Origin of the sequence: Methylobacterium brachiatum (genome assembly GCF_020523825.1) — a bacterium.
In the GTDB taxonomy this organism is placed as follows: Bacteria; Pseudomonadota; Alphaproteobacteria; order Rhizobiales; family Beijerinckiaceae; genus Methylobacterium; species Methylobacterium brachiatum.
Map to the genome: position 1 here is coordinate 574,943 of NZ_JAJALK010000001.1, position 16,403 is coordinate 591,345.

Annotated in this window: 13 protein-coding genes; 3 read left to right on the forward strand and 10 right to left on the reverse strand. The window is 70.1% G+C overall.

The features are described from left to right. Positions 1–2: 2 nt before the first annotated feature. The 5 genes from LGR69_RS02790 to LGR69_RS02810 all read right to left on the reverse strand — a co-directional run bounded on the left by LGR69_RS02790 (position 3) and on the right by LGR69_RS02810 (position 5,293). Complete coding sequence (locus tag LGR69_RS02790; RefSeq protein WP_230365099.1) at positions 3–2,300, reverse strand: FdhF/YdeP family oxidoreductase; 2,298 nt, start codon at positions 2,298–2,300, stop codon at positions 3–5. Between the two features lie 521 nt (positions 2,301–2,821). Then, the gene (locus LGR69_RS02795) at positions 2,822–3,238 is read right to left on the reverse strand and encodes a type II toxin-antitoxin system VapC family toxin (RefSeq protein WP_230365100.1); all 417 of its coding nucleotides are present in this window, start codon (positions 3,236–3,238) and stop codon (positions 2,822–2,824) included. Then, positions 3,235–3,474, reverse strand: a complete 240-nt coding sequence (locus LGR69_RS02800) for an antitoxin (protein WP_230365101.1) — start codon at positions 3,472–3,474, stop codon at positions 3,235–3,237. Before LGR69_RS02800 ends, LGR69_RS02795 begins: the two co-directional genes overlap by 4 nt. Positions 3,475–3,869: 395 nt before the next feature. Beyond that, positions 3,870–4,946 (reverse strand): quinone-dependent dihydroorotate dehydrogenase, encoded by a 1,077-nt coding sequence (locus tag LGR69_RS02805; protein WP_230365102.1) that lies wholly within the window; start codon positions 4,944–4,946, stop codon positions 3,870–3,872. Continuing rightward, positions 4,943–5,293, reverse strand: coding sequence for a DUF952 domain-containing protein (locus LGR69_RS02810; RefSeq protein ID WP_230365218.1), 351 nt, complete (start codon positions 5,291–5,293; stop codon positions 4,943–4,945). Before LGR69_RS02810 ends, LGR69_RS02805 begins: the two co-directional genes overlap by 4 nt. 532 nt (positions 5,294–5,825) lie before the next feature. On the opposite strand from LGR69_RS02810, the gene LGR69_RS02815 reads away from it, so the two are divergent. The 3 genes from LGR69_RS02815 (at position 5,826) to LGR69_RS02825 (ending at position 8,745) form a co-directional block, all read left to right on the forward strand. Then, a complete protein-coding gene (locus LGR69_RS02815; RefSeq protein WP_007567824.1) occupies positions 5,826–6,458 on the forward strand; it encodes a S24 family peptidase in 633 nt (210 codons plus the stop codon). A 102-nt stretch (positions 6,459–6,560) separates the two neighbouring features. Beyond that, positions 6,561–7,655 carry a two-component system sensor histidine kinase NtrB gene (locus tag LGR69_RS02820; RefSeq protein WP_230365103.1) on the forward strand — a complete coding sequence of 365 codons (1,095 nt, stop codon included), beginning with the start codon at positions 6,561–6,563 and terminating at the stop codon, positions 7,653–7,655. 124 nt (positions 7,656–7,779) lie between these two features. After that, entirely contained in the window at positions 7,780–8,745 is a 966-nt protein-coding gene (locus tag LGR69_RS02825; protein ID WP_091857760.1) for a TIM44-like domain-containing protein, read from the forward strand. A gap of 336 nt (positions 8,746–9,081) precedes the next feature. Here LGR69_RS02825 and rsmA read toward each other — a convergent pair whose 3' ends face one another. From rsmA to lptF, 5 genes are all read right to left on the reverse strand, one after another. Continuing rightward, positions 9,082–9,936, reverse strand: coding sequence for a 16S rRNA (adenine(1518)-N(6)/adenine(1519)-N(6))-dimethyltransferase RsmA (gene rsmA, locus LGR69_RS02830; RefSeq protein WP_230365104.1), 855 nt, complete (start codon positions 9,934–9,936; stop codon positions 9,082–9,084). After that, the gene (gene pdxA, locus LGR69_RS02835) at positions 9,933–11,051 is read right to left on the reverse strand and encodes a 4-hydroxythreonine-4-phosphate dehydrogenase PdxA (RefSeq protein WP_230365105.1); all 1,119 of its coding nucleotides are present in this window, start codon (positions 11,049–11,051) and stop codon (positions 9,933–9,935) included. Before pdxA ends, rsmA begins: the two co-directional genes overlap by 4 nt. A gap of 363 nt (positions 11,052–11,414) precedes the next feature. Next, complete coding sequence (locus tag LGR69_RS02840; RefSeq protein ID WP_230365106.1) at positions 11,415–14,009, reverse strand: LPS-assembly protein LptD; 2,595 nt, start codon at positions 14,007–14,009, stop codon at positions 11,415–11,417. 78 nt (positions 14,010–14,087) lie between these two features. Further along, entirely contained in the window at positions 14,088–15,176 is a 1,089-nt protein-coding gene (lptG, locus tag LGR69_RS02845) for an LPS export ABC transporter permease LptG (protein ID WP_007567817.1), read from the reverse strand. A 7-nt stretch (positions 15,177–15,183) separates the two neighbouring features. After that, positions 15,184–16,344, reverse strand: coding sequence for an LPS export ABC transporter permease LptF (gene lptF / locus LGR69_RS02850; protein ID WP_007567816.1), 1,161 nt, complete (start codon positions 16,342–16,344; stop codon positions 15,184–15,186). Between the last annotated feature and the right edge of the window lie 59 nt (positions 16,345–16,403).

The window sequence follows — 16,403 nt, forward strand, 5'->3', positions numbered from 1 at the left end:
TCTCAGGCCGCCGCCCGGGCTTCCAGGGTGACGAGCACCGACTTCGAGGTCGGCGTGTCGCTCTTCTCACCGAAGGTCGAGAGCGGCACCAGCACGTTCAGCTCCGGGTAGTAGCCCGCCACGGCGCCCCGGGGCATGTCGAATGGCACCAGCCGGAAATCCTCGGCCCGCCGGGTCACGCCGTCGGCATGGAGGCCGACGATGTCGACGCGCTCGCCGAGCCGGTCGCGGATCTCCGCGAGGTCGTCCGGATGGGCGAACAGCACCTTCCGCTCGCCGTAGACGCCGCGGTAGCGGTCATCGAGCCCGTAGATCGTGGTGTTGTACTGGTCGTGGCTGCGGAAAGTCTGCAGCACGAACGTGTTCTGGGACTTCTTCGCGACCTGGTGCTCGGTCTCGGCCGGCAGGGCGTCGGCGGAGAAGTTGGCCCGGCCGGAGGCGGTCTCGAAGACGCGTTCGGCGGCGAGGTTGCGCAGCATGAAGCCGCGCGGCTTGCGCACCCGGGTGTTGTACTCCGAGAAGCCCGGGATCGTCGCGGCGATGGCCTCCCGGATCCGGTCGTAATCGACCGCGAGCCCGGCCCAGTCGATGGCGGCCGAGCCGACGGTGGCCTGGGCCATGCCGGCGATGATCGCGATCTCCGAGCGCAGCTCCTTCGAGGCCGGCTTGTTGATGCCGCCCGAGCCGTGGACCATGCTCATCGAATCCTCGACGGTCACGATCTGGGTCTTGCCCGCGGCGTTCCGGTCGATCTCGGTGCGGCCCATGCAGGGCAGCAGGTAGCCGATGGCGCCCGGCACCAGGTGGGCGTGGTTGAGCTTGGTCGCGATGTGGACGGTCAGGCGGCAGGAGGCGAGCGCCTGGGCCACCACCGGGGTATCCGGCGTCGCCCGCAGGAAGTTGCCGCCGAGCCCGATGAACGCCTTCGACGTGCCGTCGCGCATCGCCCGGATCGCCGCCAGGACGTTGTGGCCGTGCTTGCGCGGCATGGCGAGGCCGAAATGCCGCTCCAGCGATTCGAGGAAGGCCACCGAGGGGCGCTCGTTAATCCCGACCGTGCGGTCGCCCTGCACGTTGGAATGGCCGCGCACCGGGCACAGCCCGGCACCGGGCCGGCCGATATGGCCGCGCAGGAACAGCAGGTTGGCGATCTCGCGCACGGTCGCCACCGAGTGGCGGTGCTGGGTCACGCCCATGGCCCAGGTGGCGATCACCCGCTGCGCGCCGAGATAGACATCCGCCATGGCGGAGATGTCGTCGTAGGTCAGGCCCGACTGGTCGAGGATCGCGTCCCAGCTCGTGGCCTCCACGGCGGCGCGATAGGCGTCGAGCCCGGCGGTGTGGTGCTCCAGGAAGGCGCGGTCGAGCAGCGAGGGCCGGCCGGAGGCCAGCGCCTCTTCGTCCCGGGCGAACACGATCTTGGCGATGCCCCGGAAGGCCGCCATGTCGCCGCCGGAGCGCGGCTGGAGGTAGTGGCTGGCGATCGGCTGGCTGGAGCCGCGCAGCATCTCCACGGTGTTCTGCGGGTCGGCGAAGCGCTCGAGCCCACGCTCGCGCACGGGGTTGAGCACCACGACCTTGGCGCCGCGCTCGGCCGCCCGGCGCAGGTCGCCGAGCATGCGCGGATGGTTGGTGCCGGGATTCTGCCCGACGCAGAAGATCGCGTCCGCCTTCTCGAAATCCTCCAGCAGGACCGTGCCCTTGCCGATGCCGATGGCGTCGATCAGCGCGACGCCGCTGGCCTCGTGGCACATGTTCGAACAGTCGGGGAAGTTGTTGGTCCCGTAGGCGCGGGCGAACAGCTGGTACAGATAGGCGGCCTCGTTCGAGGCGCGGCCGGAGGTGTAGAACTCGGCCTGATCGGGATGGTCGAGGCCGCGCAGGGTCGAGCCGATCTCGGCGAAGGCCTCGTCCCAGCTCACCGGCAGGTAGCGGTCGCTCGCCGCATCGTAGCGCATCGGGTGCGTGAGGCGGCCCTCGCCCTCCAGGGCGAAGTCGCTCCAGGTGCGCAACTCGGTCAGCGTGTGGCGGGCGAAGAAGGACGGCTTCGTGCGCTTGTCGGTGGCCTCCCAGGAGACCGCCTTCACGCCGTTCTCGCAGAACTCGAAGGACGAGCCGTGCTCCGGGTCGCCCCAGGCGCAACCCGGGCAGTCGAACCCGTCCGGCTGGTTCGCCTTCAGCAGGGCGCGCGCGCCCGACAGCGGCGCGCGCGAGCCGAGCAGATGCTTGCCGCAACTCTTCAGAGCGCCCCAGCCGCCGGCGGCGGATGAGCGCTTCGGAGCCCCGTCAGGCTGGGCCATGGATTGTCCTGGATGCTCTCTGAACGCGAGACCGGCTCGCAAATTCGCAACCGCGAGATAAGCGGCACAGGACAGGTGTCACAATGCCGGGCGCGCGCAGGCCCCTCATGCACGGGGCACAGGCTAAGTCACCGCTTAGCAAAGCCTTTCTAAACTGGCGGGCCGGACGCTCCGCGGCCGGTCGATCCCGCTCCGTCCTGGCGAGCGCAGCGAAGCAATCCAGGGCAGCGCGCGAGCGCCGAATGGTGCGGATCCCGATGTTGCGTCGCTACGCTCGCACCGACGGTGATCGGACGGGGAGCGGGGCGCTTAACTCAACCCGCCCTTCATTTTAATTGGCGGCTTGGACGCTCTGTGGTTCGGCTGAGGAACTCATTGAGCGAGGGGCGCCTTCGATCCGGCACGACTGTCCCGATGCCACCCACCGGTGCCGGGCGGGCGCCTGAAGGACGCCGTCATCGTGATGTCGCTGATGGAGATGGCGCGTGATCGCCCAACCGGACGTGTGACCGACAGGACGGTCATGCGCTGGCCCGCAGCCAATTCTCGACCCGCAGACCCTGGATGCGCGCGAACTCGGCAATGTTGTCGGTGACCAAGATCGCGCCCAGGGAAAGGGCATGGGCGGCGATCAGCATGTCGTTGGCACCGATCAGCCGCCCCGCGCGCTCCAGGCTTGTCCGGAGCGTTCCGTAGGTGTGAGAGGCGCCGGCCACGTAGGGCAGGATATCGATGTTGCGCAGAGCACGCTCCACTTTCTCGCTCAGCAGCTCGGACCCTTTCTTGGCAGCGCCATAGCGCAACTCGCTGGCCACGATGGCGCTCGTGCAGATCTTCGTCTCCCCGATGCCGGTGATCCGACCCAGGACGACGCTTCCGCCGCCCTGTCGGACGATCTCCGAGATGATGTTGGTGTCGAGCAGGTACCGGTCGCTCATGGATCGACCGGTTCCGCCGGGAGGTCCTGGATTGCTTCCATCCAATGCTCCTCGGGCAAAGGCGGCTCGTCCTTGAACGCCGCCAGCAGGCCGGTTTCGCCCAGTGGCGAGATTTCGAGATGGCCGTTCGGCAGGCGTCGAATGGACACGCTGGAGCCGGGAAGCTCGAATTCCCGCGGTATGCGCAGCGCCTGACTGCGACCGTTACGAAACAGGCTCGCGGTCTTCACATCCATCGCCACCTCCCATCGGCACCAGTTTGGCCTATGCCATCAGCATATGCCAGCCGGCGAGAGGCGTCGAGGATCGACGATGGCCCGCGAGGCGGACATGACCGACGCCCGTCCCACCCACACCCCATCTTGAGGCGCCCGCGTCAGTGGCCCGCGAAGGAGGGCTCCGGCCGGCCCCGCGCTCCCTGGAGGCCGCCTTCGAAAGCGACGCTGCGCGGGCCGCGACCTCAGAGGCTGTAAATTTTTTGATCTTTCGAAGACGAAGCGCGACAGGCCCCCTCTCCCGCACGGGAGGGGGGACCCGCGCATCGTTCAGGCACGCAAGCCCGTCCGTGGCTTGAAAGACTCACAGCCTGTGGGGATGAGGGATAGATGCGAAAAGCCCGGACGAACGGCGCTCACGCCGCGCGGGCCAGGTCCTCCGCGCCGCGGCCGACGACCTTTTGGAGGGCGGAGACGCCCTCCGCCGCCATGCGCTTCAGCAAGCCGGCCTTGATGCGATCCACCAGCCCCGGCCCGTCATAGACCAGCGCCGAGTAGAGCTGGACTAGGCTCGCCCCGGCCTCGATCTTGGTCCAGGCAGCCTCGGCGGAATCGACGCCGCCGACACCGATCAGCGGCAGCCTGTCGCCCACCCGCAGACGGGTCTGCGCCAGCATCCGGGTCGCCGGCCCGAAGAGCGGCCGGCCGGAGAGGCCGCCGGTCTCGCGGGCGAGGCTTGTCTCCCGCAGGCTCTCGGGCCGGGCCACCGTGGTGTTCGAGACCACCAATGCCTGGACGCCGCGCTTCAGCGCCGTGGCGCAGATCGCGTCGAGGGCGTCGAGCGCCATGTCGGGGGCGATCTTGAGAAGCACCGCGGCCGTGGCGCCGGCCGCATCGCGTGCCTCGACGGTGCGGCCGAGCAGCTCGTCGAGAAAGGCCTCGCCCTGCAGGTCGCGCAGGCCCGGCGTATTGGGCGAGGAGACGTTGACCGTGACGAAATCGACCAGCGGCGCGAGGGTCCTGGTACAGGTGACGTAATCGGCCAGGCGGTCGGTCGAGTCCTTGTTGGCCCCGACATTGACCCCGACGATGCCGGGCCGGCCGGCCCGGGCGCGCAGCCGTCCGGCCACCACCGCCAGCCCCTCGCTGTTGAGGCCGTAGCGGTTGATCACGGCCCGGTCGGCGGGGAGGCGGAACGCCCGCGGCTGCGGGTTGCCCGGCTGCGGTTGCGGCACCACGCCGCCGACCTCGACGAAGCCGAAGCCGAGGCCGAGCATCGCGTCCGGCACCCGGGCGCCCTTGTCGAAGCCGGCCGCCAGACCGACCGGGTTGGGGAAGCGGCGCCCGAGCAGGTCGACGGCCAGCCGTGGATCGTCGGCGGCCGGCTGGCCGGGGGGCAGCAGCGACAGGGCGCGTAGGGTCAGGTCATGCGCGCGCTCGGCATCGAGCCGGTGCAGCAGCGGGCGGACCAGCGGGAAGGCGGCGGCGATCATGCGTGCGGCATCCCGGCCGGCAGGACATGCCGCCCATCCTCGCCCAGGGGTAGTTCCTCCACCGACGCGACCGCGGAGAGCGGCAGGTCGCCGTAAAGGTGGGGGAACAGGGCGCCGCCGCGCGACGGCTCGTATCGCAGGGCGGCGCCCAGCCTGTCGGCCTCCACCGCGATCAGCAGCAGGTCGCCCTGGCCGGCGAAGTGGCGGGCCGCCGTCTCGGCGGTCTGCTCGGCGGTGGAGAAATGGATGAAACCGTCCGCCCGATCGACGGGCGCCCCGGTGAACCGCCCCGCCGCCTCGGCCTCGCGCCACAGCGCACGCGGGCAGATCTTGTAGATGAGCGGCATCGTCATTCCCCGGGGATCGGAGGGTCCATAGCCCATCGGCCCGGGCGCCGGAACCGGGGCGGATGGCGTGTCCCGGCCGACGCATGCGCCAGAGGTTCTCCCGCGCGTCCGTCTAAGCCTCTGCAGAAGCAGCCCGGACAACAATTCCGTCATCCCGGGGCCGCGCAGCGGAGCCCTCGATCGACGGTCCCTGGGCTTGCGAGGATGAGGGGTGGGGTGGAGGGGGTCGATCATAGCGCGCACCCGGACGCGCCGCTCTCCGCCAGCAACACCCGGAAACCAGAACCATTCCATGGGCGATTGCATTCTGCAGGTTGTAGTTCTACTTTCCTACGACTAGGCTGAGCGTCACAGAACGGTGTCCGAGACGGGGCACTCGGGCCGGCTCGTGGCGGTCTTCAATATTCCGCGCTTCTCCGGCGGTTTCGGTCCGAATCCTCCGGGGGGATTGCCTTCGTGCCCCCGAGGCAGCCGGGTGCCGGCTGGCGAGACGGGGGTGCCGGCCCGCTCACGTTGAGCCTTCGAGCCCGACATGCTGTCTCACGAGCAGATCTGGAACGCCATCGACCGTCTGGCGGAGCGCCATGGCTATTCCGCCTCCGGCCTCGCCCGGCGCGCGGGCCTCGACGCGACGAGCTTCAACCGGTCCAAACGGATCGGCGCCGACGGGCGCAAGCGCTGGCCCTCCACGGAATCGGTCTCGAAGGTCCTGGCCGCCACCGGCGCCAGCCTCGACGAGTTCCTGCGCCTGATCGAGGCCCGGGAGATCCCCGCCCGCACCATGGTCCCGCTGATCGGCCTGACCCAGGCCGGGGCCGGGCGGCTGTTCACCGACGAGGGCATGCCCACCGGCGGCGCCGGCTGGGAGGAAATCGAGTTCCCCGATCTCGGCGAGGAGCGCGCCTTCGCGCTGGAGATCCAGGGCGATTCCATGCAGCCGCTGTTCCGCGACGGCGACGTGCTGATCGTCTCGCCGACCGCCAGCGTGCGCAAGGGCGACCGGGTCGTGGTGCGCCTCCACGGCGGCGAGGTCCTCGCCAAGGAGTTGAAGCGCCGCACCGCCCGCACCGTGGAGCTGGTCTCGCTCAACCCGGAGCACGAGGACCGCGTCCTCAACATCGGCGAGGTCGCCTGGATGGCCCGGGTGATGTGGGTCCGGCAGTAGCCGCGGTCCGAGAATAAACCTGCCGCACTTGGCCCGGCCGCGGTTCGTCGCTATCGCGGGCCTCCTCGCGGGTTTCCCGCACCCGCTCAGCTCGGACGCAGCATGACGCAGCCCGGGACGGATCACGGCCAGGCGGGCGGTCCGCTGACGGGGCAGGCCCGCGCGCTCCTCGACGCGCTGCCCACGCCGAGCTTTCTGGTGGATGCGCAGGGTCGTATCCGGCACGCCAACCCGGCCTTCGAGCGCCTGACCGGGCATCCGGCCGCGGCGCTGGCGGAGCGCGGCCTCGACCTGATCCTGGCGACACGCGGGTCGGCCCCGGACCTGTCCGCCGAGGCGCCCCAGGAATTTCTCGCCGTGCGGTCGGACGGGACCAGCTTCTGGGCGAGCTTGGCCGTGGGGCGGCTCCCCGGGACCGACGAAACCGTCTGTCAGATGCTCGACGTCACGGCGCGGCGCGAGGCCGAGGGCGCCTTAGCGTTGTCCCGGCAGCGCGAGGCCCTGGGGCTGCTGACCAACAGCGTCGCCCACGAATTCAACAACTTCCTGCAGATCCTGATCGGCTACATCGACGGGCTGAAGCGGCGCCTGGGCGACCGGCCGGAGCCGTTCATTCAGCGGGCACTCAGCCGCTCAGCCGACGCCACCGAGCGGGCCGCGATCCTGACGCGCCAGCTCCTGGCCTATTCCCGCCGGATCGCCCCGGACGTGCGCCCGGTGGATCTCGACGCCATCGTGGCCGATCTCGCCGAGCGGCTCGCCCCCGACTTTCCCCCCGGGATCCGCCTCACCGTCAACACCACCCCGGGCCTGCCCCGGGCAATCAGCAACCCGACCCAGATCGAGTTCGCATTGCGGCATCTGGTCGCCAATGCCTGCGAGGCGATGCCGGCCGGCGGCACGCTGACCCTCTCGACCTTCCGGATCGATCCGAACGACCGGGCCATGCACCAACCGGGGCCGGGCACGGTCGGGATCGTGGTGAGCGATACCGGGCAGGGCATGTCGCCCGAGATGCTGGCTCGGGCGCTGGCGCCGTTCCAGACCAGCCGCGAGGCCGGACGGGGCGCGGGCCTCGCGATCGTGCACGGGCTGATGAAGCGCCAGAACGGCACGATCACCCTGGACAGCCGGCCCGGGGAGGGCACCCAGGTCCGCCTCGCCTTCCCGGCGGCGCCGGACCGGACGCTGCATTGAGGATACGGCCCGCGACAAACGTCATCACGACGACGAGAGGCGCGGACTAAAACCCGCGCTGAGCCGTCACCATATAGTCGTCGGCGGCTTCCGCCACTCGGTTCTCGTCCTCAGAGGCGTGTACATGCTCACCCAATTCTCGCGTCGTCGGCGCACGGCCGCCTTCCTGGCGCTGGCCGCTGCCCTGACCGTCGCGGCCCCCATCGCCGAGGCCCGTCCGGGCGGCGGCGGATCCTTCGGTTCACGCGGCTCGCGCACCTACACGGCGCCCTCGGCCACGCCGACGGCGCCGGGCGGCGGCTCGACCATGCAGCGGTCCCAGACCGCGCCGTCCCCCGGCATGTCGAATCCCGGCATGCAGGCGCCGGCCCAGGGTCGTCGCTTCGGCGGCGGCTTCTTCGCCGGCCTGCTCGGCGCGGGCCTGCTCGGCGCCCTGCTCGGCGGCGGCTTCTTCGGCGGCCTCGGCGGCCTTGCCTCGATGATCGGCCTGCTGTTCCAGGTCGGCTTGGTGGTGCTGGTGGTGATGCTGGCGGTGCGGTTCTTCCGTCGCCGCAGCGAGCCGGCCGGCGCCGGTGCGCCCTACGCCCGCTCGACGCTGGACGGCGGCCCGAACCCGGGTGGCCCGATGGGCGGCCCGGCCCCGGCGGCCGGCGGCTCGTTCGGCGGCGCCCGCCCGGTGCAGACCCGCAAGGTCGAGATCGGCCCGGCCGATTACCAGGCGTTCGAGCGGCTGCTCGGCGACATCCAGGACGCCTATTCCCGCGAGGATCGCGTGACCCTGGGCAACCTGGCGACGCCCGAGATGGCCGGCTACTTCGACGAGGAGCTGCGCAACAACGCCGCCCAGGGCGTGGTCAACAAGATCACGGACGTGAAGCTCCTGCAGGGCGACCTCGCGGAAGCCTGGGGCGAGGACCGCACCGACTACGCCACCGTGGCGATGCGCTACGCCCTCAAGGACGTCATGGTCGACCGCGCCAGCGGCCGGGTCGTGAAGACCGAGCCGGCTCCGGAGGCGACGGAGCTCTGGACCTTCCAGCGCCAGCCCGGCCGCGGATGGGTGCTCTCGGCGATCCAGCAGACCCGCTGATTTGGGACTTGGCGCCTCGGCCGTTCAGGCCGGGGCGCACGCTTCGAGCCGGCGCCGTTTCAATGGTGCCGGCTTTTTCATGCGTGAAAGCCGCCGGGTTTGCGGACGCAGTGTTTCCCAACATCGTCGATCGCTCCACGATGTGGTTGTTGCTCGAACGCACAAACCCGTCATTCCGGGGCCGCGAAGCGGAGCCCGGAATCCAGAACCGCAAGCGGAGCATGGTCTTGCATCGTCGGAGGCTCTGAATTCCGGGCTCGCCTGCGGCGCCCCGGAATGACGGGGTAGCGGCTTAAGCCGCAGCACGCTCGGTAAGCGCGCGACCGATCGATAGAGCTACCGTCCGCGCTGCGCATCCCACAGATTCGCCAAGGTGACGAACCCGGACACCGGCACCTCCTCGGCCCGGGCCGTTTCCAGGATCTCGGCGGCCGCCAGTAGAACGCCCGGCTCGGGCGTCAGGACCTTCAGGCTCTGGCGCAGCATCTTGCGGCGCTGGCCGAACGCCGCCCGGGTCACCGCCTCAAGGGCGCCGGCCCGACAGGGCAGGGGCTGCGCCCGGGGCATCAGCCGCACCACGCTGGACGTCACCTTCGGGGGCGGCACGAAGGCCGAGGGGCTCACGTCGAACAGGATGTCGGCCTGGGTCCGCCAGCCGCACAGCACGCCGAGCCGGCCGTAATCCGCCCGGGTCTCCGGTCCGGCGACGATCCGCTCGGCGACCTCGCGCTGAAACATCAGCACCGCCTGGTCCCACCAGGGCGGCCAGGCCTCGCCGTCGAGCCAGCCGGTGAGCAGCGCCGTACCGACATTGTAGGGCAGGTTCGCCACGATCCGGGCCGGCCCGTCGCCGATCAGCGGCCGGGGATCGAAGGCGAGCGCGTCGGCATCGACCACCTCCAGCCGGCCGGGATAATGCGCGGCGATCTCGGCAAGGGCCGGCAGGGCGCGGGGGTCGCGCTCGATCGCCACGACCCGGGCCGCGCCCTCGGCGAGCAGCGCCCGGGTCAGGCCGCCGGGTCCGGGGCCGACCTCGACCACGGTGACGCCTTCGAGGGGCCCCGCCGCCCGGGCGATCCGCCCGGTGAGGTTGAGATCGTAGAGAAAGTTCTGGCCCAGCGCCTTCTTGGGCTCCAGCCCGTGCCGGGCGACGACTTCGCGCAGGGGCGGCAGCCCGTCTCCATCGCTCACAGCTCGTCCTCGGCGTCGAAATGCTGGGCGCCCGACGCGCGCGGCCGTCCGGCATAGATGCTGAACGGAATGATGTCGGCCCCGCCCGGCCCCGGAGCGGTGCGGGCGGCCTCGGTGGCGGCGAGGCGCTCGGCCAGCCGCAGGGCAGCGATCAGGCTGTCCGGCCTCGCGACGCCGGTGCCGGCGATGTCGAAGGCGGTGCCGTGATCGGGCGAGGTCCGCACGAAGGGCAGCCCGAGGGTAACGTTGACCCCGTCATCGAACGCGATGGTCTTGATCGGGATCAGCGCCTGGTCGTGGGTCGGCGCCAGGGCGACGTCGTAGGTCGCCCGGGCCCGGGCGTGGAACAGCGTGTCGGCCGGCAGCGGCCCGCGGATGTCGATGCCGGCGGCGCGCAGCCGCGCCACTGCGGGGGCGAGCACGTCGCGATCCTCGTGGCCGATCGTCCCGGCCTCGCCGGCATGCGGATTGAGCCCGGCGAGCACCAGCCGCGACTCGGGCAGGCCGAACCGGTCGCGCAGGTCCCGGGCGACGATCCGGGCGGTGTCCTCCACCAGCTCCTGGGTGAGCAGGCCGGGCACGTCCTTGAGCGGGACGTGGATCGTCACCGGCACGACGGCGAGGTCATCGCTCCAGATCATCATCACCGGGCGCGGCGGCGTGCGGCCGGGGGGGACCGAGAGGGCGGCCAGGAACTCGGTATGGCCGGGATGGGCGAAGCCGGCCCGGGTCAGCACGAATTTGGCGATCGGGTTGGTCACCACCGCGCTGGCGCGCTTGGCCGCCACGAAGGCGACGGCGGCGGTGATCGACTCGATCACCGCCCCGGCATTGGCGGAATCCGGTGCGCCCGGCTCGGCCGACACCTTGGCGCCGCTGGGCAGTGGCACGACCGGCAGCGCCCGGGGGAACACCTCGGCGGCGGTCTCGGGATCGACCTCGGCCACCGGCACCAGACGGTTCAGGCGGTTGGCGAGGCACTCGATGAAGTCCGGGTCGGCCACCAGGAAGAACGGCGGCAGCGGGTTCGCCCCGCCGCGGGCGAGCCAAGCGCTGAGCGCGAGCTCCGGGCCGATCCCGGCCGGGTCTCCGAGGGTGAGGGCGAGAGGCGGCATCCCGGGTCTATAGCGCCGGCGGAGCGGGGGCGCATCCTTTTGGGGAAGGCTTCGGCCTCATGGTGGGAGGCGTGTGCCCGACGCGGGCTTCCCTGCGCCTACGCCGCCTACGCGGGCAGCAATGTTCAGACTTCCTCTTCTTGAAGGCGCGACGAACTCCCTCTCCCGTGCGGGAGAGGGTTGGGGTGAGGGGTGCGACCCCTCCGGAAGACCCTGGTCCCTCACCCTGTCCCTCTCCCGCACGGGAGAGGGGACCCGCGTTACATCCGGAAACGAGACAGTCCCGTCGCTGTGTGAGCGGAAAGGCGGGTTTTCAGGTGCGAAGCCTGCCGTTGAGCGGGCTCCCCGAAAAATCCCGAAAAACTACCGCACCGTGGCGATGCCGTCCGCGGTGGTGGCGGTGCCGACGTTCTGGCGGAGATCCGCCTCGCCCAGCGTCTTCAGCTCGACCCGGAGCAGCACGGTCTGGTTGCGCTCGCGCACGCCGGTGGCGGTGGCGATCGGGGAGTTGATGTAGTTCAGCGAGACGGTGGTGCACTCGTCCTGGTAGCCGCCGCCGAAACTCGCGCCCGAGAGGTAGAACCGGCCGGGATTCTGGTAGGTCGGCACCGTCCCGATCGGGTTGGACAGGTAGGCCGACAGGGCGTCCGTGTAGGTGTTGCGCACGTCGAGATAGTGCGTGAGGTCCACCAGCAGCGAGCCCGAGACGAACCAGTTCGGGGTGATGTTGTAGGTGGCGGTGGCGGTCACACCCTCGCGGTAGTGGCTGTAGCCGAGCAGCGGCTGCGCCTCGTAATACGAATAGAAGGCCGAGACCGTGAGCGGCAGGAACGGCGCGAACCGCGCCGTGGCGCCGGTCTCGAGCCGGGCGACGTGGAAGTCCGACTGGTCGAACCGCGCCCGGGTGATGAAGGTGATGTTCTGGTTCGGGGAGACCTGGAACCGCCCGACGAAGTCGGAGCGCCGGGTCTCGAGCCCGGAATCCAGGCCGACATTGGCGATGTCGCCCCGGCGGAACGAGTTCACGCCGGCGAGCTGGATGGACTCGCCGAACATGATGTTGGTGTACCAGCCGGACGGGGTGACGACGGAATACTGGCCGCCGAGATTGGTGCGGACGCCGCCCTCGGCCCGGTCGTAGCCCGAGAACTTGTCCCACTCGAACAGCGAGGTGTCGTCGAACACCAGGCTCTGGGCGTCCTCGTTCGGCAGGCGGCCGATCCGCGTCTCGGACGGGCGCGCGATGATCTGGCCGATCGGCTCCAGGGTGTGGACGCCCAGCGCGCCGAAATTGGCGACGAACGGGTAGCGGTAATCGAGCCCGACCGCCGGCATCACCCGGCCGGCGAAGCCGTCGTCGATCTTGGCGACCTGGGGGGCGAGGTCGTTCTGGTAGCCGGAGAAGCTCGGGTTGGTGAAGAACGCGTCGGTGCGCAGATACGCGAACGGCGTGAACTTCTGGCCCCACTCGTCGATGAAGCTCCGGCGCCAGGACAGCTCCGCCGAGGCGCGGGTGTTGGTGCCGGCGAGCCCATCGATCGAGCACAGGCCGCGCTGGAACACCGTGCAGGTCTGGTAGAGCGGGAAGCTGACGCCGTTCACGCTGGGCGAGAACAGGTAGCTCGAGGTGCGCGGCAGGCCCTGGAACTGGGTGGTCTCGCGGGTCAGGCTGGTGATGTTGGCCTGGAACCGGACCTCGCCGCCGATCTCGGCCGGGCCGTTGATCCGCTTGTCGTAGTCGATCACCGGGGCGACGATCGGCTGCTGCTTCTGCCAGTCGAAGCTCGACAGGCCCTTGAAGTAGTAGCCGCGCGCCTCGAACCACGACCGGTCGCCCTGGCCGACGAGGTAGGCCGTCGAGGTCGCCTCGCGGAAATAATCCGTGGTGATGTTCTGGTTGCGGATCCGGTAATTGTCGAGGAACCACTTGTCGGTGACGCCGACGAGGTCCCAGCCGGTGCGCCAGCGGTCGTTGATGTAGAACCGCCCCTGCGATTCCACAGAGCCGCGGAAGTCGCGCTCGCCGGCGCCGAGCGGGCTCGGCAGGAAGGCGGAGGGCGTCGTCTGCGAGATGCCCGACAGGCGGATGTTGTAGAAGCCGTTGTCGATCCGCTGGCGGAACTCCGCCTGGCCGAGCACGCCCTGGCGGCTCAGCAGGGTCGGGGTGATCGTCAGGTCGTAGTTCGGCGCGAGGTTGATGAAGTACGGCAGCGACACGCCCCGGCCCAACGCCGTGGTCGAGATGAAGCGCGGCGTCAGGAAGCCGGTCTTGCGCTTCACCGTCGGGTCGGCGGCCTCGAAATACGGCAGGTACGCGACCGGGATCCCGGCGATCTCCAGGGTGGAATCGTCGAAGTAGATCGTGTGGGTCTCGTTGTCGTGGATGATCTTCTTGGCGCGGATCTGCCAGAGCGGCGGCGTCTCCGGATTGTCCTTGCACGGCTCGCAGGCGGTGTAGCTGCCAGCCTCGAAGCTGGTCTGCTCGCCGTTCAGGCGCTCGGCCCGGGGGGCGGAGAAGCGCGTCCGCACTGTCTCGGCGCGCCGTTCGACGGTCTGCTGGCCGCGGAACGCGTCGACGAAGCCGGTCTTGAAGTCATCGCTCAGCTCCATGCGCTCGCCGGTCACGACGCCGCCATCGGCCTCGGTGAGGCGGACATTGCCCTGGGCGAAGACCCGGCCGCTGGCGCGGTCGTAGCGCACGCTGTCGGCCTGCAGGGTCCGCGGGCCGAAATGCAGCTCGGCGTTGCCACGCGCGGTCACGGTGTTGTGGTCGTTGTCGTAGATCAGCTCGTTGGCCTCGACCAACAGCTTGTCGCCCGGCAGCTTCCCACCAGAATTGCCGAGCTTGGGCGCGGCCATCCCCTGGGCATGCGCCGAGACGCCCCCGGCCAGCGGCGCGGCGAATGCCAGCGCAGCCAGGAGGGCCGTCTTCCGCAGGATGTGGGCGACCTTACGCAACGCGCGACCCAACCCCTGTGACGTGATCCGCCACCAACCTCACACACCCGTCTCCCGTCCCGCGATGGATCACGGGCGTCAGCCGTCTTCCTGGTACAGAAGCGTAAGCGTACCGAGAAGACTGCCTACCACGGCCGGGAACCAGGCCGCCACCGGTGCGGCGACGAGTCCGGACGCCCCGAGCCCTTCCATGACCTGTCGGACCACGTAGAGCGCGAAGCCCGCCGCGACGCCGCCGAGGACGAGTTTACCGACCCCACCAAAGCGGAAGAACCGTAAGGAAACGGTTGCGGCGACGATCACCATCGCCAGGAACAGGACCGGTCGAGCCCACAGGACATCGTACTGAAGACGGTATCGGGTGGCGTCGAGACCGGCCCGCTCGGTCCGTGCGATGGTTGTGGGAAGTTGCCAGAAAGGCACAGATTCCGGGGGGGTGAAGCGCTGCCGGACCTGCCCGGGATCGAGGTTCGAGGCGATCAGGTAGGTGTCGAACGACTCAGGCGGCGCGTCCGGCGCCAGGAGGCGCACGTCCGAGAGCTCCCAATAGCCGTCGTGGAGGGTCGCCCGCGCCGCCACGATCTGCTCGGCGAACTTGCCGGCCGCGTCGAAGGTGAAGACCGAGACGCCGGCCAGGGTGGTGGTGCCCTCGACGGCGGTCTCGGCCCGGATGATCGCCTCGCCGTCGAGGCCGCGCTGGCGGATCCACAGGTCCTTGCCGGAGGACGCCTTGGTCGATTTCGCGAAGATCTTGGCCTCGATCTCGGTGGAGCGCTGCTTCAGCAGGGCCGAGACCGGGTTGTAGATCCCGACCGCCATCGCGCCGAGCGCCAGGGCGACGAAGAAGCCGGGCTGCAGGAACTGCCAGGCCGAGATCCCGGCCGCCCGGGCGACCACCAGCTCCAGCTTGCGCGAGAGCTGGAGCAGGGCGGCCATCGAGCCGAACAGGACCGCGAAGGGCAGCACGCCCTCGGCCACGGCCGGGGTGCGGTAGAGCGAGAGCAGGGCCATCAGCCCGGTGGAGGCGCCCTCGGCCTCGCCGGCGCGGCGCAGCAGCTCGACGAAGTCGAGGGTGTAGACGAGCGCGAAGACGGTGACGAAGACGCCGAGCACCGTGCGGGCGAACCGGGCGGCGAAGTAGCGCCCGAGGGTCGGACCGATCAGCATCGGAGGCTCAGCGTGCCGAGGCGAGGCGCGGGGCGCGGAACAGGGCGCGCAGGGCCCCCGCCAGCGCGGCGTTGAAGGCGCGCACCCGCGGCCCGAAGAAGATCAGCAGGCTGGAGAGGGCGATCGCCAGGATCGGCACGCCGTAGATCGCCGCCACCGCCCCGGCGCTGCGCGCGGCGGCGCTCACCGCGGCGAAGCCCGCGATCCGCAAGCCGACCACGGCCAGGATCGCGCCCGCGACTGCGAGCCCGCGGCCCTGGCGGGTGGTGCGGGGATCGCCGAGCGCCGCGAAGGCGATGAAGACGAGCGCCAGCGGGTAGAGGCAGGCCGAGAGCCGATCGTGCAGCTCGGCCCGGAACCGGCCCTTCTGGAGCTTGTAGTAGCCCTCGGTCTGGTCGGGGAACAGGAGCTGGGCGGTCGAGCGCTCGCGCGGCTTGTAGATCGTGTCGGAATCCGGGGGCGCGAAGGCTGCCAGATCGATCGTGTAGCGCTCGAAGGTCAGGATCGAGGAATCCCGCGACTCCTTCTGCTGCTGGTGGACGCTGCCGTTCTCCAGGATTAGGAAGCTCTGCCCGTCGATATCGGCCGCAATGCCGCGATCGGCGAGGTAGACCTTGGTCTTCCCCGCCTCGCGCCGGTCCTGGATGAACAGGCCCTTGAGCACGCCGCCGGGCCCGCGCTCGCGGAAATGGAAGGTGATGCCGTTGTCGAGCTGGGTGAACTGACCCTCCTTGACGACGTTCGCGATGAAGTCGCCCCGGACCCGGGTGATCACGTCGCGCAACTCCTGGAAGCTCGCGGGCATCACCACCAGGACGAGGAAGCCCACCAGGAAACTCACGAACAGCGCCAGCGTCAGGAATGGCCGCAGCAGCGCGCGGGGCGGCATGCCGGCCGCCGACATCACGATCAGCTCGGAATCGCCGTTGAGCTTGTTCAGCGCGTAGACGGTGCCGATGAACAGCGCCACCGGGGCGATCACCACCACCAGCGTCGGCAGCGACAGGCCGGTCACGAACAGGAAGACCAGGAGCGTCTGCCCCTTGGCGGTCACGAGATCGAGCTCGCGCAGAGCCTGCGTCAGCCAGATCGTGCCGGTGAGGCCGATCAGGCAGGCGAGGCTGGCGCCCAGGGCGATCCGAAAGATGTAGCGCTCGATCTGCCTCATTGGCCCGGCAGTTCCGCCCGTCCTCTCGCGCCCTCAAGGGCCAGGGAACCGACAAAAGG